Annotated in this window: 14 protein-coding genes and 1 pseudogene; 13 read left to right on the top strand and 2 right to left on the bottom strand. The window is 71.8% G+C overall.

Going from position 1 to position 19,976, the window contains the following annotated elements:
* Nucleotides 1-169: 169 nt before the first annotated feature.
* The gene (locus tag E6P78_RS31190) at nt 170-409 is read right to left on the bottom strand and encodes an antitoxin (protein ID WP_136206985.1); all 240 of its coding nucleotides are present in this window, start codon (nt 407-409) and stop codon (nt 170-172) included.
* 145 nt (nt 410-554) lie between these two features.
* Here E6P78_RS31190 and miaA point away from each other — a divergent pair, with 145 nt between their 5' ends.
* The 6 genes from miaA (at nt 555) to hflX (ending at nt 8,520) form a co-directional block, all read left to right on the top strand.
* Nucleotides 555-1,493, top strand: coding sequence for a tRNA (adenosine(37)-N6)-dimethylallyltransferase MiaA (gene miaA, locus E6P78_RS31185; protein WP_136206984.1), 939 nt, complete (start codon nt 555-557; stop codon nt 1,491-1,493).
* Between the two features lie 104 nt (nt 1,494-1,597).
* Nucleotides 1,598-2,035, top strand: coding sequence for a hypothetical protein (locus E6P78_RS31180; RefSeq protein ID WP_136206987.1), 438 nt, complete (start codon nt 1,598-1,600; stop codon nt 2,033-2,035).
* 85 nt (nt 2,036-2,120) lie between these two features.
* Nucleotides 2,121-2,993: a diaminopimelate epimerase gene (dapF, locus tag E6P78_RS31175; protein ID WP_136206983.1), complete on the top strand. Its 873-nt coding sequence runs from the start codon at nt 2,121-2,123 to the stop codon at nt 2,991-2,993.
* Between the two features lie 140 nt (nt 2,994-3,133).
* Nucleotides 3,134-5,293 (top strand): HD domain-containing protein, encoded by a 2,160-nt coding sequence (locus E6P78_RS31170; protein ID WP_136206982.1) that lies wholly within the window; start codon nt 3,134-3,136, stop codon nt 5,291-5,293.
* A 104-nt stretch (nt 5,294-5,397) separates the two neighbouring features.
* On the top strand, nt 5,398-6,861 hold the full coding sequence (locus E6P78_RS31165) for a M1 family metallopeptidase (RefSeq protein WP_136206981.1): 1,464 nt from the start codon (nt 5,398-5,400) through the stop codon (nt 6,859-6,861).
* A gap of 141 nt (nt 6,862-7,002) precedes the next feature.
* Entirely contained in the window at nt 7,003-8,520 is a 1,518-nt protein-coding gene (gene hflX, locus E6P78_RS31160; RefSeq protein ID WP_136206980.1) for a GTPase HflX, read from the top strand.
* Nucleotides 8,521-8,608: 88 nt separating this feature from the next.
* On the opposite strand, the gene E6P78_RS31155 is transcribed toward hflX, so the two are convergent.
* Entirely contained in the window at nt 8,609-9,838 is a 1,230-nt protein-coding gene (locus tag E6P78_RS31155) for a hypothetical protein (protein WP_240799446.1), read from the bottom strand.
* Between the two features lie 330 nt (nt 9,839-10,168).
* Between E6P78_RS31155 and E6P78_RS31150 the strand changes: the two genes are divergently transcribed.
* From E6P78_RS31150 to E6P78_RS33755, 7 genes and pseudogenes are all read left to right on the top strand, one after another.
* On the top strand, nt 10,169-11,548 hold the full coding sequence (locus E6P78_RS31150; RefSeq protein ID WP_136206979.1) for a diaminobutyrate--2-oxoglutarate transaminase family protein: 1,380 nt from the start codon (nt 10,169-10,171) through the stop codon (nt 11,546-11,548).
* A gap of 28 nt (nt 11,549-11,576) precedes the next feature.
* Nucleotides 11,577-13,490, top strand: a complete 1,914-nt coding sequence (locus E6P78_RS31145) for an IucA/IucC family protein (RefSeq protein ID WP_136206978.1) — start codon at nt 11,577-11,579, stop codon at nt 13,488-13,490.
* An 18-nt stretch (nt 13,491-13,508) separates the two neighbouring features.
* Nucleotides 13,509-14,219 carry a GNAT family N-acetyltransferase gene (locus E6P78_RS31140; protein WP_136206977.1) on the top strand — a complete coding sequence of 237 codons (711 nt, stop codon included), beginning with the start codon at nt 13,509-13,511 and terminating at the stop codon, nt 14,217-14,219.
* A gap of 60 nt (nt 14,220-14,279) precedes the next feature.
* Entirely contained in the window at nt 14,280-16,136 is a 1,857-nt protein-coding gene (locus tag E6P78_RS31135; RefSeq protein ID WP_136206976.1) for an IucA/IucC family siderophore biosynthesis protein, read from the top strand.
* Nucleotides 16,137-16,186: 50 nt separating this feature from the next.
* Nucleotides 16,187-18,157 (top strand): ATP-dependent DNA helicase, encoded by a 1,971-nt coding sequence (locus E6P78_RS31130; RefSeq protein WP_136206975.1) that lies wholly within the window; start codon nt 16,187-16,189, stop codon nt 18,155-18,157.
* Between the two features lie 54 nt (nt 18,158-18,211).
* Nucleotides 18,212-19,435, top strand: a pseudogene (locus E6P78_RS31125) (ISAzo13 family transposase); the annotation flags it as partial.
* Between the two features lie 32 nt (nt 19,436-19,467).
* Nucleotides 19,468-19,857, top strand: a complete 390-nt coding sequence (locus E6P78_RS33755) for a transposase family protein (RefSeq protein ID WP_240799447.1) — start codon at nt 19,468-19,470, stop codon at nt 19,855-19,857.
* The last annotated feature ends 119 nt before the right edge of the window (nt 19,858-19,976 follow it).

Raw genomic sequence — 19,976 nt, 5'->3', positions numbered from 1 at the left:
CCCGCATCGACGCCCACCTCACCGACACGCCCCGGGCCCGCACCCGAACCAGCCACTTCGCAGCACTTCGCCCCGCCGACCAAGTCGGCGGGGCGAAGCAACAGGGCCCGAATTAACCAACAGCGTCACAATCGCTCCGGGCCCCCTCACGTGTGCTGCCGGACCGCTCTCAGGCAGCCGGGGGCGGCGTGGCGTTGCCGTCCTTGTTCGACAGCTTCTCCACCGCGTCCTTGGCCTTCTGAGTGCCCGTCACGATCTTGTCGCTGTACTTGCCCTTGGTCTTCTCGTCCACCGTCCGCGCGGCCTTCTCGAGACCCTGGTCGATCTTGTCCCCGTGCTGCTGCGCGAGGTCGCTGACCTTGTCCTTCGCCGGGGCCAGCTTCGCCTTCACACTGTCCATGAAGCCCATCGGACACCTTCTCCGCTCGGGAACTGTGAGAAATAACCCATATGTACAACCACTGTACGGGGAAGACCGCACTGCCGCGTCACCTTCCCCGTCCGAGCTTCCCTCATTCGAGACCCGGGCCGCCGGTTTGGGAGAGACTGTGCCGGTGACAAGCTCAGCTCCCGCACCGCGGGTCATCGCCGTCGTCGGTCCCACCGCAGCAGGAAAGTCCGATCTGGGGGTGCACCTCGCCCAGCGGCTCGACGGCGAAGTGATCAACGCCGACTCCATGCAGCTCTACCGGGGCATGGACATCGGCACCGCCAAGCTGGCGCTCGCCGAGCGCGAAGGCGTCCCGCACCGGCTGCTCGACATCTGGGACGTCACCGAGACCGCCAGCGTCGCCGAATACCAGCGCCTCGCCCGCGCCGAGATCGACCGGCTGCTCGCCGAGGGCCGCACCCCCGTCCTGGTGGGCGGCTCCGGCCTGTACGTGAAGGGCGCGATCGACGCGCTGGAGTTCCCCGGCACGGACCCCGGCGTCCGGGCCGTGCTGGAGGCGGAGCTGGCCGAACACGGCTCCGGGGCACTGCACGCGCGGCTCGCCGCCGCCGACCCCGAGGCCGGCCGCGCGATCCTGCCGAGCAACGGCCGCCGCATCGTCCGCGCCCTGGAGGTCATCGAGATCACCGGCAAGCCCTTCACCGCGAACCTCCCCGGCGACGACGCGGTCTACGACGCCGTCCAGATCGGCGTCGACGTGGCCCGCCCCGAACTCGACGAGCGCATCGCCCTGCGCGTCGACCGCATGTGGGAGGCGGGACTCGTGGACGAGGTGCGCGCCCTGGAGGCCCAGGGGCTGCGCGAAGGGCGTACCGCCTCCCGCGCGCTCGGCTACCAGCAGGTCCTCACCTCGCTCACCGGGGAGTGCACCGAGGGTCAGGCGCGCGCCGAGACCGTGCGCGCCACCAAGCGCTTCGCGCGCCGCCAGGACTCCTGGTTCCGCCGCGACCCGCGCGTCCAGTGGCTGAGCGGCGCCGCGGAGCACCGCGGGGAACTCCCGGGCCAGGCGCTGGCGTTGGTCGAACGGGCGGTTACAGCCTGATCACGTGATGGCATCGGGACGCTCCGCCCGTCATTTCGGCGACCCCGGTCGTGCCATCATCGAGCATCGATCGACTGGAGTCCGAGTTGGGAGGGCGCGTGGCGATGGAGGCCGGCCCTCGCGACACGGAACAAGACGCAGCGGACACGCAGCACGAGGCAGGGAGCCTCAGCCCGGACGGGCCCGACGAGCTCGACGTGACCCCCGAGGTCGAGGTCGAGCTGCGTCCCGCCCGACGGCTGCGCATCTGGCAGCTCGCACCCATCGTCATGCTCGCCGCGGTGGGCTCGCTGATGTTCGCCTTCCCCCTCGCCTTCGAGTTCGGCGACGGTGGCGCGGTCGTCGCCATGCTGGGCCTGCTGATCAGCTGCTGCGCCGCCGGCTGGTCCATGATGGCCGCCCGCCGCGTCGGGCACACCTGGCCCGGACTGCCGTCCCGCGGCTCCTCCCAGCGCCCCGACTGGCGCGTGGTCGCGCTCTACGCCGGGGTCTGCGCCGTACTGGTCGCGCTCGCCGTCTGGCGCGTGGCGCGACTGCGCTGACGGGCCCGGCCCCGCGGGCCCGGGCGGCCCTCCGTACGGCGGGCCGGTTCCCGGCGCTGTCGGCGCCGCCTCGTACAGTTGTCCCGTGACCACCTCGCAGATCGCCTTCCTCAAGGGCCACGGCACCGAGAACGACTTCGTGATCGTTCCCGACCCGGACAACGCCGTCGCCCTGCCCGCCTCCGTCGTCGCCCGCCTCTGCGACCGCCGGGCGGGCATCGGCGGCGACGGCCTGCTGCACGTCGTGCGCAGTGCCGCGCACCCCGAGGCGCGGGCCATGGCGCAGGACGCCGAGTGGTTCATGGACTACCGCAACGCCGACGGGTCCGTCGCCGAGATGTGCGGCAACGGCGTGCGGGTCTTCGCGCACTACCTCCAGCGCGCCGGCCTCGTGAAGGAGGGCGACCTCGCGGTCGCCACCCGCGGCGGCGTGAAGCAGGTCCACCTCGCCAAGAACGGCGACATCACCGTCTCCATGGGCCGCGCCCTGCTCCCCGCCGAGGGCGTCACCGTCACCGTCGGCGGCCGCGACTGGGAGGCCCGCAACGTCAACATGGGCAACCCGCACGCGGTGGCCTTCGTCGAGGACCTGGCGCACGCCGGTGACCTGCTCACCGAGCCGTCCTTCGCCCCGGCCGCCGTCTACCCCGACGGGGTCAACATCGAATTCGTCGTGGACCGCGGCCCCCGCCACGTCGCGATGAGGGTCCACGAGCGCGGCTCCGGCGAGACCCGCTCCTGCGGCACCGGCGCCTGCGCGGTGGCCGTCGCGGCGGCCCGCCGGGACGCGGCGGACCCGGCGGCGACCGGCGAGCCGGTCACGTACACCGTCGACCTGCCCGGCGGCAGCCTCGTCATCACCGAGCACCCGGACGGCGAGATCGAGATGACCGGACCGGCCGTCATCGTCGCCGAGGGCAAGATCGATCCGGCCTGGCTCGAAACGCTGAACGGGTAACGCTTCGCTCGAATGGGTGATCCGTTTCACGCTGGGCGAGAGCCGGACTCCGCCACGTGGTGGGCTCGGTAGCATCAAGCACCGGCCCGGAGGCGCGACCGCACCTCCCCACCGCCGGTCGACGTCGCCGGAGGTGCCCCATGAGTGCAGAGGCCACCAACCCAGGTGCTCCCATCCGCAGGCGGGGCCGTCCCCGGATCGACCTCCGCAGGCTCGGCAGGGCCGCCGTGCTCGGCCCGGTCTCCCGCGACCGCCTCCCCGACGCCCTCGCGCACGTCGCCGAGGCGCACCGCGCCCACCACCCCGACGCCGACCTCGCCGTCCTGCAGCGCGCCTATCTCCTCGCCGAGACCTCGCACCGGGGGCAGATGCGCAAGAGCGGCGAGCCCTACATCACCCACCCCCTCGCGGTCACCCTCATCCTCGCCCAGCTCGGCGCCGAGACCACCACGCTGACCGCCTCCCTCCTCCACGACACCGTCGAGGACACCGAGGTGACCCTCGATCAGGTGCGGGAGGAGTTCGGTGAGGAGGTCTGCTACCTCGTCGACGGCGTCACCAAACTCGAAAAGGTCGACTACGGGGCCGCCGCCGAACCCGAGACCTTCCGCAAGATGCTGGTCGCCACCGGGGACGACGTCCGCGTCATGTCGATCAAACTCGCCGACCGGCTGCACAACATGCGCACCCTCGGCGTGATGCGCCCCGAGAAACAGGCCAGGATCGCCCACGTCACCCGCGACGTGCTGATCCCCCTCGCGGAACGGCTCGGCGTCCAGGCGCTCAAGACCGAGCTGGAGGACCTGGTCTTCGCCATCCTCCACCCAGAGGAGTACGCCCGCACCAGCGCCGTGATCGCCGCCGCGGCGGACGGGCCCGATCCCCTGAACGCCACCGCGGGCAACGTCGCCTCGGTGCTGCGGGAGGCCGGTATCTCCTCCGAGGTCCTCGTCAGGCCCCGCCACTTCGTCTCCGTCCACCGGGTCCGCATCAAACGCGGCGAACTGCGCGGCAGCGACTTCGGGCGGGTCCTGGTGCTCGTCGCAGAGGACGCCGACTGCTACGCCGTCCTCGGTGAACTGCACACCTGTTTCACGCCGGTGATCTCCGAGTTCAAGGACTTCATCGCCGCCCCCAAGTTCAACCTCTACCAGTCGCTGCACACCGCGGTGGTGGGCCCGGACGGCGAGGTCGCCGAGGTCCTCATCCGCACCCACCGGATGCACAAGGTCGCCGAGGCCGGCGTCATCGCGCTCGGCAATCCGTACGTGGCGGACGGCACCGCACAGACCGCCGAACAGGCCGGCGGCGAGAGCCCAGACGGCGAGAGCCCCCATGGCGAAGGCCCCGACGGTGAACGGGCCGACCCCACCCGCCCCGGCTGGCTCTCCCGGCTCCTCCAGTGGCAGCAGTCCGCATCCGACCCCGACACCTTCTGGACCTCCCTGCGCGCCGACCTCGCCCAGGACCGCGAGATCACCGTCTTCCGCACGGACGGCGGCACCCTCGGCCTGCCCGCCGGAGCCAGCTGCGTCGACGCGGCCTACGCCCAGCACGGCGACGCGGCACACACCTGCATCGGCGCCCGGGTGAACGGCCGGCTGGCCACGCTCAGCACCGTGCTGAAGGACGGCGACACCGTGCAGCCGCTGCTCGCCGAGGACGCCGGGTCCGGCCCCTCGCCCGACTGGCTGGACCACGCACGTACGCCCGCAGCCCGCATCGCCATCACCGGCTGGCTCGACGCCCACCCCCAGGGGGCGGAGGCCGGACAGCCGGGCGCGCCGGCGGGCCGCGACCCGCAGCCCGCCCCGCCCGTCGAGCCCGGGGCCCGCAGGGCCCGCACCGCGAGCGCCGTGGTCGAGCAGCAGGACGCCCAGGTACGGCTCGCCGGCTGCTGCACCCCCGTACCTCCCGACGAGGTCACCGGCTTCACCGTGCGCGGCGGCGCCGCCGTCACCGTGCACCGGCTGCGGTGTCCGGCGGTGGCCCGGATGGAGGCCGTCGGCCGGGCGCCGGTCGCGGTGAGCTGGGGCGACGAGCAGGCGTGCCGGGTGACGCTGGTCGCGGAGTCCTTCGGTCGGCCCCGGCTGCTGGCCGACCTCACCGAGGCGATCGCCGGCGCGGACGCGGCGGTCATCTCCGCCACCGTGGAGCCCCCGAGCGAACAGCGCGTACGGCACACCTACACGCTGCGGCTGCCGGACGCGGCGGGGCTGCCCGCGCTGATGCGCGCCATGCGCGAGGTGCCCGGCGTGTACGACGTCTCGCGCGCCCAGCACCCGGCCGGAGCGCTCTGACCGAGCCACGCACCCGCGTGCGCCGGGCCCGGCCGCAGCTCTCATTCGGGTGGCGCGGCGCGCGCCGCCCCCTGCCGGCGGGGGCGCGCTGATAGCCGTAGTCCATGCCGTTCCTCTCCCGCCGCCTGCGGGCCGCTCTGCTGGCCACCGCATCGGCCGCTCTCGTCGCCGCCACCCTGCCCGCCCCGGTGCCCCTCGGCATCGGTGACCCGCTCTTCCCGCACCTCGGCAACCCCGGGTACGACGTACTCGCCTACGACATCGGCCTCACCTACAACGGCCACAACAACGAGCCGCTGTCCGCCGTCACCACCATCGACGCACGGACGACCGAGCCGCTGGAGCGGATCAACCTCGACTTCACGCGGGGCACCGTCCAGTCCGTCACCGTCAACGGCCTGCGCGCCGGGTTCGAGGTCGCGGACGAGGACCTGATCGTGCGGCCGGCGGGCCGGATTCCGGCCGGCGTCCCCCTGCGCATCACCGTCCGCCACACCAGCGACCCCTCCGGCGAACGGGACAGCGGCGGCTGGGTACGCACCGCCGACGGGCTCGCCATGGCCAACCAGGCGGACGCCGGACACCGGGTCTTCCCGAGCAACGACCACCCCGCCGACAAGGCGTACTTCACCTTCCGCGTCACCGCCCCGCGCGATCTGACGGTGGTGGCCAACGGCCTGCCCGCCGGCCGCAGCCGGCACGGGGACAGCACCACCTGGACCTACCGCACCGAACACCCCATGGCCACCGAACTCGCCCAGGTCAGCATCGGCCGGTCGGCCGTGGTGCGGCGGACCGGGCCGCACGGACTGCCGGTGCGCGACGTCGTACCGGCGGCCGACCGGGACCGCCTCGAACCCTGGCTGAGGAAGACCCCAGGCCAGCTGGCCTGGATGGAACAGCAGGTCGGCCGGTACCCCTTCGAGAACTACGGGGTGCTGATCGCCGACACCGATACCGGATTCGAGCTGGAGACCCAGACCCTCTCCCTCTTCGAGCGGCGCCTGTTCACCGACCCCCACTTCCCCGAGTGGTACGTCGACTCGGTCCTGGTCCACGAGATGGCCCACCAGTGGTTCGGCGACAGCGTCTCCCCGCAGGCCTGGTCCGACCTCTGGCTGAACGAGGGACACGCCAGCTGGTACGAGGCGCGGTACGCCGAGGACCACGCCGGCAAGCCGCTGGAGGAGCGCATGCGGAACGCCTACACCTGGTCGGACACCTGGCGCGCCGCCGGAGGCCCGCCCGCCCGGCCCGACGCGCCGGCCCCCGGCGAGAAGATCAGCCTGTTCCGGCCGGTGGTCTACGACGGCAGCGCGCTCGTCCTGTACGCCCTGCGCCAGGAGATCGGCCAGGACGCCTTCCAGAGGCTGGAGCGGCTCTGGGTGCGCAAGCACCGCGACTCCAACGCCACCACGGCCGACTTCGTCCGGCTCGCCTCACAGGTGGCCGGGCGCGACCTGACCGCGTTCTTCGACGGCTGGCTGTACGGGGCGAAGACGCCGCCCATGCCGGGGCACCCCGACTGGCACAGCACGGCACCGGCGGCGAAACAGGGGCAGCGGTAAACCCGGTGACGGCCCGCACGGACCGTGCCACTATCGACGGGTCGCCGCGGCGGCCGGAGCGGAGGTTGTCCCGTGCGGGAATCTTCCGCAGAGGTCACGCGTTGTGACTGATGCAACCACTCCTATCGACGTAAGGATCCAATGACCTCCTCTTCTTCCCTTCCCCAGGACGCGCAGAACGCGCCGAGTGCCACGGAGAACGCGACCGAGAGCCTCACCGAGGGCCTGCGGGCCGACGCCCTGATGGAAGAGGACGTCGCCTGGAGCCACGAGATCGACGGAGCGCGGGACGGCGACCAGCTGGACCGCTCGGAGCGTGCCGCCCTGCGGCGCGTGGCCGGACTCTCCACCGAGCTCGAGGACGTCACCGAGGTCGAGTACCGGCAGCTGCGCCTGGAGCGCGTGGTGCTCGTCGGTGTCTGGACCTCGGGCACCGTGCAGGACGCTGAGACCTCGCTCGCCGAGCTGGCGGCGCTCGCCGAGACGGCGGGAGCCCTGGTGCTCGACGCCGTCTTCCAGCGCCGCGACAAGCCCGACCCGGCCACGTACATCGGTTCCGGCAAGGCGCTGGAGCTGCGCGACATGGTCCTCGAAACCGGGGCCGACACCGTCGTCTGCGACGGTGAGCTCAGTCCCGGCCAGCTGATCCACCTCGAAGACGTCGTCAAGGTCAAGGTGGTCGACCGGACCGCCCTGATCCTGGACATCTTCGCCCAGCACGCCAAGTCCCGAGAGGGCAAGGCGCAGGTCTCCCTGGCGCAGATGCAGTACATGCTGCCGAGGCTGCGCGGCTGGGGTCAGTCGTTGTCCCGTCAGATGGGCGGCGGCGGTTCCAGCGGCGGCGGCATGGCGACCCGCGGTCCCGGTGAGACCAAGATCGAGACCGACCGGCGCCGTATCCGCGAGAAGATGGCGAAGATGCGCCGGGAGATCGCGGAGATGAAGACCGGCCGCGACCTCAAGCGCCAGGAGCGTCGGCGCAACAAGGTGCCGTCGGTCGCCATCGCCGGTTACACCAACGCGGGCAAGTCCTCGCTGCTCAACCGCCTGACCGGCGCGGGCGTGCTCGTGGAGAACGCCCTGTTCGCCACCCTCGACCCGACCGTGCGCCGGGCCGAGACGCCGGGCGGCCGGGTCTACACGCTCGCCGACACCGTCGGGTTCGTACGGCATCTGCCGCACCACCTCGTCGAGGCGTTCCGCTCCACCATGGAGGAGGTCGGCGAGTCCGATCTCATCCTGCACGTGGTGGACGGCTCGCACCCGGTCCCGGAGGAGCAGCTCGCCGCGGTCCGCGAGGTGATCCGCGAGGTCGGCGCGACGGACGTGCCGGAGGTCGTCGTGGTCAACAAGGCGGACGCGGCGGACCCGCTGGTGCTCCAGCGCCTCCTGCGCAACGAGAAGCACGCCATCGCGGTGTCGGCGCGCACCGGCGCCGGGATCGACGAGCTGCTCGCGCTGATCGACGCCGAGCTGCCCCGCCCGTCGGCCGAGATCGAGGCGCTCGTGCCGTACACCCAGGGCGGACTCGTCTCCCGGGTGCACGCCGAGGGCGAGGTGATCTCCGAGGAGCACACGTCGGAGGGCACACTGCTCAAGGCGCGGGTGCACGAGGAGCTGGCCTCGGAGCTCGCGGCGTTCGTCCCCGCGGTGCACTGACCGAGCCGCACCGGAACAACCGGAGGCCCGTTCCCTCGCGAGGGAACGGGCCTCCGGCCGTGTGCGCCCGGCGGGCGCGGTCCTGCCGCTACTTGTCCGCGTACTTCTTGCTGACCGAGTCGTAGATGCCCTTGGCCTCCTTGCCGAGGCGCGGTCCGGCCAGCCAGCCGGCCGTCACCGGGCCGATGGAGGTGTTCGAGACCAGCGCGGGCTTGCCGTCCTGGCCGGCGGCGACCCAGCCGCCGCCGGAGGAACCGCCGGTCATCGTGCAGCCGATGCGGTACATCGTCGGGTCGCTCTGGGCCAGCGAGAGACGGCCCGGCTTGTCCTTGCACTGGAACAGCTTCTGGCCGTCGTACGGGGCCGCCGCCGGGAAGCCGGTCGCCGTCATGTCGGCGATCTTCGGCACGGCCGGGGCGTTGAACTCGACCGGCAGAGCCGAACCGACCGTCTCCTCCAGGGACTTGCCGTCCGAACCCTCCTCCGGCGTGACGTGCAGCACGGCGAAGTCGTACGGGGCGCCCAGGCCGCCGACCGACGCGCCCTGGTCGATCCACTGCTGCGAGGTCTGCGCCCAGCTGCCCCACCAGATGCCGTACGGGGCGACCTTCTCCTTGGGCGGGTTGTCGCGCAGCTCGGCCGTCGACAGACCGCTGTCGTTGTACGAGGGGACGAAGGCGATGTTGCGGTACCAGCCGCCCTTCTTGCCCGCGTGCACACAGTGGCCCGCGGTCCACACCATGTTGGACTTGCCCGGGTGCGCCGGGTCCTTCACCACGGTCGCCGAGCAGACCATCGAGCCCTCGGGGCCGTCGAAGAACAGCTTCCCGGACTCGGCGGCGTTGTCGTGGTACGGCGTCTTAACGCCCACGGCCTGGACCGGCGCGGGCGTCGGGTCCGTCACGCCCTCGTCGCCCGAGATGTCGTTGTCGACCGGCTTCTCGGGGGCCTTGTCGGCGTCCCGCATGCGGTCCGGGTCCCAGAGGCCCGCGATGATCGGGTTGATGTAGTCCTTGGCCTCACGCAGCCACTTGTCCTTGTCCCAGTTCTTCCACTCGCCGTTCTTCCACTGGTCCAGATCGATCCCGTGTTCCTTGAGCCGGTCCTTCAACTCGTCCGGGATGGCGATCTTGTTGTCCGACGTCTGACCGGCGGAGCTGCTGCTCGGTTCGGAGCCCGCGTCGTCGTCGGTCGGCCCGCAGGCGGTGGCCGTGAGCGCGAGGACGGCGGCGACCGCGGCGGTGGCGAGCACCGGGGAGGAGGTGAGGCGGGCACTTCCCCTGCGGCGTGCGGTGTTTCCTGGTCGAACGAGACGCATCTGCTGATCCCCCTGGGACTTCGTAACTCAACGCTTCTGTACTGCACTTGTGCACGGCGCACCGCGGAGCGCGCCGAACGGGCAAGGAGCACCGCGGCCTTCGGGAGGTGTCCCGGAGCCCCGGCGCGGCCCCCACTATGCCGGTGGCGCCGCGGACGGTACGCGGCAGGGTTGCGCTCCGCAAGGATCTTCGGATTTACCCGTGATCCTCCGCCCCCTTCGTCGTTGGTACGTACGGGGGGCACGGAGACAGCGTTCACCCTCGCAGGCCGTCCTTGCGGAATCGTACTGACGTGCAACGCAACTGTTACAGCGGGAGGATCAAGAGTCGTGGCCGTGACCGAACCAGCTCCGGCACCATCCCTTGCCGCCCACGAAGGCATCCTGCACCGCCAGTCACTGCGTGAATCGGCCGCCCGCACCTACGCCAGGTCGCTGCCGATCGTGCCGGTGCGGGCCCGGGGGCTGACCATCGAGGGCGCGGACGGGCGGCGGTATCTCGACTGCCTGTCCGGAGCGGGGACGTTGGCGCTCGGCCACAACCACCCGGTCGTCCTGGAGGCGATCAAGAAGGTCATCGACTCGGGCGCCCCGCTGCACGTGCTGGACCTGGCGACACCCGTCAAGGACGCCTTCACCACGGAGCTGTTCGCCACCCTTCCCGCACGGTTCGCCGACGACGCCCGCATCCAGTTCTGCGGACCGGCCGGTACGGACGCGGTCGAGGCGGCGTTCAAACTGGTCCGCGCCGCCACCGGCCGCAGCGGACTGCTGGCCTTCACCGGCGCCTACCACGGCATGACGGCGGGCGCCCTCGCCGCGTCCGGCGGCGCCGGGGACGTACGGGTGACCAGGCTGCCCTTCCCGCAGGACTACCGCTGCCCCTTCGGGATCGGCGGCGAGGCCGGGGCGCGGACCGCCGCGCGCTGGACCGAGAGCCTGCTGGACGACCCCAAGAGCGGGACGCCCGCACCCGCCGGGATGATTCTCGAACCCGTCCAGGGCGAGGGCGGGGTCAACCCCGCGCCCGACGGCTGGATGCGCCGGATGCGGGAGATCACCGAGGACCGCTCCATCCCGCTGATCGCGGACGAGGTCCAGACCGGCGTCGGCCGGACCGGCGCCTTCTGGGCCGTCGAGCACAGCGGGATCGTGCCCGATGTGATGGTGCTGTCCAAGGCCATCGGCGGTTCCCTCCCGCTCGCCGTGATCGTCTACCGCTCAGAGCTCGACACCTGGCAGCCCGGCGCCCACGCAGGCACCTTCCGCGGCAACCAGCTGGCCATGGCGGCGGGCACCGCCACCCTCGCCCACGTCCGGGAGAACGGGCTCGCGGAACGGGCCGGGGTCCTCGGCGACCGGATGCTGGCGAGCCTCCGGTCACTCGCCGCCGACCACCCGTGCATCGGCGACGTCCGGGGGCGGGGCCTGATGATCGGCGTGGAAGTCGTCGACCCCGAGACCCGGCCGTCGGGCACCGACACCGAGGCGCCGCCCGACCCGGTCCTCGCCGTCGCCGTCCAGCAGGAATGCCTGCGCCGCGGCCTCATCGTCGAACTCGGCGGCCGGCACTCCACCGTCGTACGTCTGCTCCCGCCCCTCACGATCACCGACGAACAGGCAACCGCGGTCATCGACCGCCTTGCCGATGCCCTGGCAGCCGCGGAGCGCTCACCGCACCGACGGACGCCGACCGGATCGATCCGCTGACCACGGACACCAGCACAGGAAGACCGCCGTGAACCCCACCCCCGCGCCCGAGGCCGACGGCCCTCCCACCAGCCACCTCCCCGAGGCCGCGGCCCCCGGTCAGCTCGCCGTCGAGGCGACGACCGTGCCGCGCCAGAAGGAAACACCGCACGAACTGTGGCACGCGTCGAGGCCCGCTTCCCCGACCCCGGCCGCCGCACACCCGGACGACCCGGCCCCGGCCGCCGACCCCCTGGACCATCCCGATCCGCTCCGCGCCGCCGACGCTGCGGGCATCGAGAACCTGTTGCGCTGCTGGGTCCGCGAGAGCGACCTGCCCCCTCCGGCGGGGGAGACCCTGCGCATCCCGCTCCCCGCGAGCGGCACCGCCCTGCTCGTCCCCGTCCTCCACTGGTCCGCCACGGGCTGGCACCGCTTCGGGCCGCCCGCCCTGGAACGGGCACCCGTCGGCGCGCCCACCGCCGACGCCGTCACCGTGGCCGCCCTGCTCGGCCGGGAGGCCGACCACAACGAGGGCGCCGACATGGTCGCCCGGGTCGCCGACTCCGTACGGCGCACCGCCGCGTTCATCGCGGCGCGGCGCAGCCGGCCGGGCGCCCCCGACGAGGCGGACCTCTTCCTCACCGCGGAGCAGTCACTCCTGCTCGGCCACCCGCTGCATCCCTCGCCCAAGAGCAGGGAAGGGCTGACCGACGCCGAGACACGGCTCTACTCACCCGAGTTGCACGGCTCCTTCCCGCTCCACTGGATGGCCGCCGACCGCTCCGTGCTGGCCACCGACTCCGCCTGGACGGACCAGGGCCGCCCGGTGTCCGCCGCGCAGCTCGTCACCCGGCACGCCCCGGGCCTGCCCTTCCCCGAACACACCACGCTCATCCCCCTCCACCCCTGGCAGGCCCGCGAACTGCGGAGCAGGCCCGAAGTCGCCGCCCTCATCGACTCCGGCCTCCTGCACGACCTCGGCCCCTACGGCGCGCACTGGCACCCCACCTCCTCGGTGCGCACCGTCCACCGGCCGGGCACCGACCTGATGCTGAAGCTCTCCCTCGGCGTACGCATCACCAACTCCCGCCGGGAGAACCTCCGCAAGGAGCTCCACCGGGGCGTGGAGGTCCACCGGCTGCTGCGCACCGGACTCGCCCGCCAGTGGCACGCGGAGCACCCCGGCTTCGACATCGTGCGCGACCCCGCCTGGCTCGCGGTCGACACCCCGGACGGCACGCCCGCGCACGGCCTCGACGTCATGCTGCGCCACAACCCCTTCGACCGGTACGACGACGCGGTCTGCATCGCCGGGCTCACCGCGCCGCGCCCCTGGCCGGGCCGGACGCGCCTGCACTCCCGCCTCGCCGACGTCGTCCACCGCCTCGCCGCCGTCACGGGACGGACCACGACCGCGGTGGCCGCCGAGTGGTTCCTGCGCTACCTCGACCGCGTCGTGCAGCCGGTGCTCTGGCTCGACGCCCACGCCGGTGTCGCGCTCGAAGCACATCAGCAGAACACCCTGGTCCTGCTCGACGCCGACGGCTGGCCCGCCGGCGGCCGTTACCGTGACAATCAGGGCTACTACTTCCGCGAATCGCACCGCTCCGCACTCGAACACCGGCTCCCCGGCATCGGAGCGGTCAGCGACACCTTCGTCTCCGACGCCGTCACCGACGAACGCTTCGCGTACTACCTCGGCATCAACAACGTATTCGGACTGATCGGGGCATTCGGCGCCCAGGGCCTCGCCGACGAACAGATGCTCCTCGACGCCTTCCGGCGGTTCCTGAAGTCAGCGGGCGACCTGGGCTCACCACTCCCCGCCCACCTGCTCGAAACCCCGCGCCTGCGCTGCAAGGCCAACATGCTGACCCGCCTGCACGGACTCGACGAACTCGTCGGCCCCGTGGACACCCAATCCGTCTACGTCACCATCACCAACCCCCTGCACGGCTGAGTAAGGAGCGCCCCGCCTGTGCCTCCCCCTGATGCGCACACCCGTCTCGCCCCCCGGGCGGACACGGGCGCCGAGGACACACTTGAGCTGCGGATCACCGCTGAACTCCGCGCGCTCTTCCAGGAGGAGGCACCCACGCCCCGGCACGGCGACATCCCGCACGAACCCCTCGGCCGGCCGGCGGACTGGCAGCCCGTCACCACACCGGCCGGGCTGTTCCAGCTCGTCCCCGTCCGCCCCGAGCGCGATCTCGCGCTGATCAGCCGCTGGATGAACGACCCCGTGGTCGCGGCCTTCTGGGAGCTCGCCGGCGACGAGAGCGTCACGGCCGGGCACCTCGCCGCCCAGCTCGACGGCGACGGCCGCAGCATCCCCTGCCTCGGGATGCTGTCGGGTACGCCGATGAGCTACTGGGAGATCTACCGGGCCGACCTCGACCCACTGGCCCGCCACTACCCCGCCCGGCCGCACGACACGGGGGTCCACCTCCTCATCGCCGAAGGGCATCGCGGCCGAGGCACCGGCACGACGCTGCTGCGCGCCGTGGCCGGTCTCGTGCTCGACAACCTTCCGCTCTGCACCCGGATCGTGGCCGAGCCCGACCTCCGCAACGTCCCATCCGTCTCCGCGTTCCTGAGCGCCGGATTCCGCTTCTCCGCCGAGGTCGACCTCCCGGAGAAGCGGGCCGGGCTGATGGTCCGCGACCGAGCCCACCGCGCCCGCCCATGAACACTTCCCCGACCCGTCCGCACCGCTCGAACCCCATCGGTTCCATCCCGAGGAGTCCCCGTGCCGAAATACCCTGCGCACCACGACGCAACGGAGCCGCCCGCGCTGCTCAGTACACCGGAGCTGAACCGGACGGCCTGGGACCGGGCCGCCGCCCGGATGCTCGCGAAGATGCTCGGTGAGTTCGCCTACGAGGAAGTCATCGAGCCGGCTGTGCGAACCCCCGGCACCACCACCTACACCCTCGGGCTGGACGACGGCGGCAGCCTGATCTTCACCGCACGGCGCGGGGTGTACGGCAGCTGGCGCGTGGACCCGGAATCGATCCGCGCGACGGACGGCGCCGCGACGCAGGACTCCGGCCCCGAGACCGCGGACACCGTCCCCTTCCGCGACCCGCTGCAATTCCTCGCCCGGGCCCGCCGCCTCCTCGGGCTCGACGGTGCCACCCTCGGCCACCTCGTCCGCGAGCTGACCACGACGCTCACCGCGGACGCCCGCCTCGACCACACCGCGCTCACCGCCGCCGAGCTGGCCGACCTCGGCTACGCGGAACTCGAAGGCCACCAGACCGGCCACCCCTGGATCGTCGCCAACAAGGGCCGCCTCGGCTTCTCCGCCACCGACGCCTCCCGCTACACCCCTGAGGCCCGTACGCCGGTCAGGCTGCCGTGGCTCGCCGTCTCCCACCGGATCGCCGCCTACCGGGGCGTGGGCGCGCTGGCCACCCCCGGGCGGCTCTACGCACAGGAGCTGGACGCCGACGTCCGCGCGTCCTTCGCCGACGCCCTGAGCGCCCGCGGCCTCGACCCGGACGCCTACCACTACCTGCCCGTCCACCCCTGGCAGTGGGACGAGTGGATCATGCCGCTGTTCGCCCCGGCCATCGCCGCCGGTGACATCGTGCCCCTGGCCGCCGACCCGGACGTGCGACTGCCGCAGCAGTCCATCCGTACCTTCGCCAACGTCGCGCGGCCCGACCGGCACACGGTCAAGCTCCCGCTGTCGATCCTCAACACCCTGGTCTGGCGCGGCCTGCCGACCGAGCGGACCATCGCCGCGCCCGCCGTCACGGGCTGGGTGCTGGGGCTGCGCGACAACGATCCGTTCCTGCGGGACACCTGCGGCGTCATCCTGCTCGGAGAGGTCGCCTCGGTCACGGTCGAGCACCCGCTGTACGACCACCTCCCCGAGACGCCGTACCAGTTCAAGGAGATCCTGGGGGCGATCTGGCGCGAGCCCCTGCTGCCGCGTCTGGCGCCGGGGGAGCGGGCCCGCACGCTCGCCTCGCTGCTGCACACCGACCCGCGGGGGCGCGCGTTCACCGCGGAGCTGGTCGCCCGCTCCGGGCTGACGCCCACCGTCTGGCTCTCCCGGCTCTTCGCCGCGCTGCTGCCGCCGCTGCTGCACTTCCTCTACCGCTACGGCACCGTCTTCTCCCCGCACGGCGAGAACGCGATCGTGGTCTTCGACGACCAGGACGTGCCCGTACGCCTCGCGATCAAGGACTTCGTCGACGACGTCAACGTCAGCGCGCAGCCGCTGCCCGAGCACGACACCATGCCGCCGGACGTGCGCCGCATCCTGCTGACCGAGGAACCCGCCTTCCTCACCCAGTTCATCCACTCCGGACTCTTCACCGGGGTCTTCCGCTTCCTCTCCCCGCTCTGCGAGGAACAGCTCGGTGTCCCCGAGGACGAATTCTGGTCACTCGTCCGGGCGGAGATCCTGCGCCACCACGCCAGGTTCCCCGAGCTGAAGGAGCGGTTCGAGATGTTCGACATGCTGACTCCGCGGATCGAGCGCCTCTGCCTGAACCGCAACCGTCTGCATCTCGACGGCTACCGCGACCGGCCCCAACGCCCGCACGCGGCGGTCCACGGCTCCGTGGCCAACCCGCTCCACGTCTCGGCGTGAGGCCGGGAGTGACCGTCGTTGTCACTGGAGCCCCGTAGGCTGGCCGGGCTATGACGAAGCCATCCCTCCCCGAGCTCCTGCACGCCGCCGTGACCGCCGTCGGCGGCACGGAGAGGCCCGGCCAGGCCGCCATGGCCGCCGCCGTCGCCGAGGCGGTAGACGACCAATCCCACCTGCTCGTCCAGGCCGGCACGGGGACGGGCAAATCGCTCGGCTACCTGGTGCCGGCCCTGGCGCACGGCGAGCGCGTCGTCGTGGCCACGGCCACCCTGGCCCTCCAGCGCCAGCTCGTCGAGCGCGACCTGCCGCGCACGGTGGACGCGCTGCATCCGCTGCTGCGCCGCCGCCCCCAGTTCGCCATGCTCAAGGGCCGGTCGAACTACCTCTGCCTGCACCGCCTGCACGAAGGCGTGCCGCAGGAGGAGGAAGAGGGGCTGTTCGACCAGTTCGAGGCGGCGGCGCCGTCCAGCAAGCTCGGCCAGGACCTCCTGCGCATGCGGGACTGGGCCGACGAGACGGAGACGGGCGACCGGGACGACCTCACCCCCGGCGTCTCCGACCGGGCCTGGGCGCAGATCTCCGTCTCGTCCCGGGAGTGCCTCGGCGCCAGTAAGTGCGCCTACGGGGCGGAGTGCTTCGCGGAGCAGGCCAGGGAGCGGGCCAAGCTCGCCGATGTGGTCGTCACCAACCACGCCCTCCTGGCCATCGACGCCATCGAGGGCGCCCCGGTGCTCCCGCAGCACGAGGTGCTGATCGTGGACGAGGCCCATGAGCTGGTCTCCCGGGTCACCGGTGTGGCCACCGGCGAGCTGACCCCGGGCCAGGTGAACCGGGCGGTGCGCCGCGCCGCGAAGCTGGTCAACGAGAAGGCGGCCGACGCGCTGCAGACCGCGTCCGAGGGCTTCGAGCGGGTGATGGAGCTGGCGCTCCCCGGTCGTCTGGAGGAGGTCCCCGAGGACCTGGGATACGCGCTGATGGCCCTGCGGGACGCCGCGCGCACGGTGATCTCCGCGATCGGCTCGACCCGGGACAAGTCCGTCCAGGACGAGGACGCGGTCCGCAAGCAGGCGCTGGCCTCGGTCGAGTCCATCCACGCCGTCGCCGAACGCATTACGCAGGGGTCCGAGTACGACGTCGTCTGGTACGAGCGGAACGACCGGTTCGGCGCGTCCGTGCGCGTCGCCCCGCTCTCCGTCTCCGGGCTGCTGCGCGAGAAGCTCTTCACCGAGCGCTCCGTCGTCCTCACCTCGGCCACGCTCAAGCTCGGCGGCGACTTCAACGGCGTGGGCGCCTCCCTCGGGCTCGCCCCGGAGGGCACCGCGGGCGACGACGTCCCGCAGTGGAAGGGCCTCGACGTCGGCTCGCCGTTCGACTACCCGAAGCAGGGCATCCTGTACGTCGCCCGGCATCTGGCGACCCCGGGTCGGGAGGGCTCCCGTACGGACATGCTCGATGAGCTCGCCGAGCTGGTCGAAGCGGCCGGCGGGCGCACGCTCGGGCTGTTCTCCTCCATGCGGGGGGCCAAGGCCGCCGCCGAGGAGCTGCGGGGCCGGCTGGACAAGCCGATCCTGCTCCAGGGCGAGGAGACCCTGGGCGAGCTGATCAAGAACTTCGCGGCCGACCCGGAGACCTGCCTCTTCGGCACGCTCTCGCTGTGGCAGGGTGTGGACGTCCCCGGGCCGAGCTGTCAGCTGGTGGTCATGGACCGCATCCCGTTCCCCCGGCCCGACGACCCGTTGATGAGCGCGCGCCAGAAGGCGGTCGAGGAGGCCGGTGGCAACGGCTTCATGGCGGTGGCGGCCACGCACGCCGCACTGCTGATGGCCCAGGGCGCCGGCCGTCTCGTACGGGCCACGGGGGACAAGGGCGTCGTCGCGGTGCTCGACCCGCGCCTCGCCAACGCCCGCTACGGCAGCTATCTGCGGGCCTCGCTCCCCGGCTTCTGGTACACGACCGACCGAAACCAGGCCCGCCGCTCCCTCGCCGCGATCGACGCCGCGGCCAAGGCCGAGCAGCGCTAAGGGTCTGCCGATCATCAAGGTGTTGCTTTCAGAGCTGGGGCTCGTTGGTGTCGTATGCGCATCCCGGACGAGACTCGTGATCGAGTTGCCGTGAAGTTCGTGGTGTTGTTCCCGCACCTGGACGAACGACAGCGGCGGCTGCTGATGGCCGCGGAGGCCCGAGGACTGGGCCATGGCGGCATTCGGGCCGTGGCACGGGCGGCCGGGGTGAGCGGGACAACGGTCCGCAAGGGCATGTCCGACCTGGAGACAGGCCAGTTCCTGACCGGGCGGGTGCGGCGGCCGGGCGGCGGACGCAAACGCGTCGCGGACCTCGACCCTGGACTGCGGGGTGCCCTGCTGAGCCTGGTCGAGCCGGACGAGCGTGGCGATCCGATGTCCCCATTGCGGTGGACGACGAAGTCGACCCGCACGCTGGCGGCCGAGCTGACCCGTCAGGGTCACCGGGTCGGTGCGGACACCGTCGCCGGTCTGCTGCGGCAGGAGGGGTTCCGCCTCCAGGCCAATGCCAAGACGCTCGAGGGCAGTCGGCATGCCGACCGGGATGCCCAGTTCCGGTATCTCAACGAGCAGGCACGTGATCACCGGGATGCCGGCCAGCCGGTGATCAGCGTGGACACCAAGAAGAAGGAATTGGTCGGCGACTTCCACAACCATGGCCGTTCCTGGCGGCCCACGGGCGATCCGGTGCCGGTCCGTGTCCACGACTTCGCCGATCCGCTGCTGGGCAAGGCCATCCCCTATGGCATCTACGACCTGGCGGCCAACACCGGCTGGGTCAATGTCGGCACCGACCACGACACCGCCGCGTTCGCGGTGGAGTCGATCCGCCGCTGGTGGCACGGTCAGGGCCGGGCCGACTACCCGCAAGCTTCCCGGCTGCTGATGACTGCCGATGCGGGCGGCTCCAACGGCTATCGCACCCGGGCCTGGAAACTCCACCTCGCCCGCCTGGCCGCGGAAACCGGGCTGGTCATCACGGTCTGCCACCTGCCGCCGGGCACGTCGAAGTGGAACAAGATCGAGCACCGGCTCTTCTCCCACATCACGATGAACTGGCGTGGTCGCCCGATGACCAGCCCCGAAGTCGTCCTCGAGTCGATCGCCGCGACCACCACTCGTACCGGACTGCGGGTGAAGGCCGAGCCGGACACCAACACCTACCCCACCGGCGTCGGTGTCGGCGACGCGGAGATGGCGGCCTTGCCGCTGACCCGGCACACCTGCCACGGCGAGTGGAACTACGCCCTGCACCCCCAGCCGAGCCCGGCCGTCCCTGCAGCCCGCAACGGCCGGCCACCGACACCGCCGTGGAGCCCAGCCCTCCTGTCCGACCCGAACTGACCGGCCTGGCCCCGCACCAGTTGCAGCACCTCATCCACACCCTGGCACCGGCAGGAGACACCCGGCGCGGCCGCCCGCCCCGGCTCACCTTCGCCGACCAGGTCCTGGCCACCGTGCTCCACCTGCGCGTCAACCTGGCCGCAGAACCTTTTGCCGTTCTGTTCAACAGCAGCCGCACCGCAATGCACCGCACCCTGCTGAAGACCAGGAAACTGCTTGAAGCACAGGGCATCACCCATCTCACCGGCCATCACCCCACCGACCCCCCTGACAGCCCTCCGAGCCCGAGTGGCCGCCCAAAGCAGCAGCTCCGACAGCAAGATCAAAGCGACAGGTTAATGATCGGCAGACCCTAAGCCTTGATCCGCCGAATCGATGCCTGTGGATAACTTTTCTTGGAACGAGAAAGTGCCTTGTGACCTGCGATGATGGGAGTTCTTCAGGCTTCCAGCACGCACGATCAGCAAGGCACTTC

The sequence above is a fragment of the Streptomyces sp. A0958 genome, from assembly GCF_004795035.1.
Lineage (GTDB): Bacteria > Actinomycetota > Actinomycetes > Streptomycetales > Streptomycetaceae > Streptomyces.
This window is presented reverse-complemented; position numbering and strand designations above follow the sequence as displayed.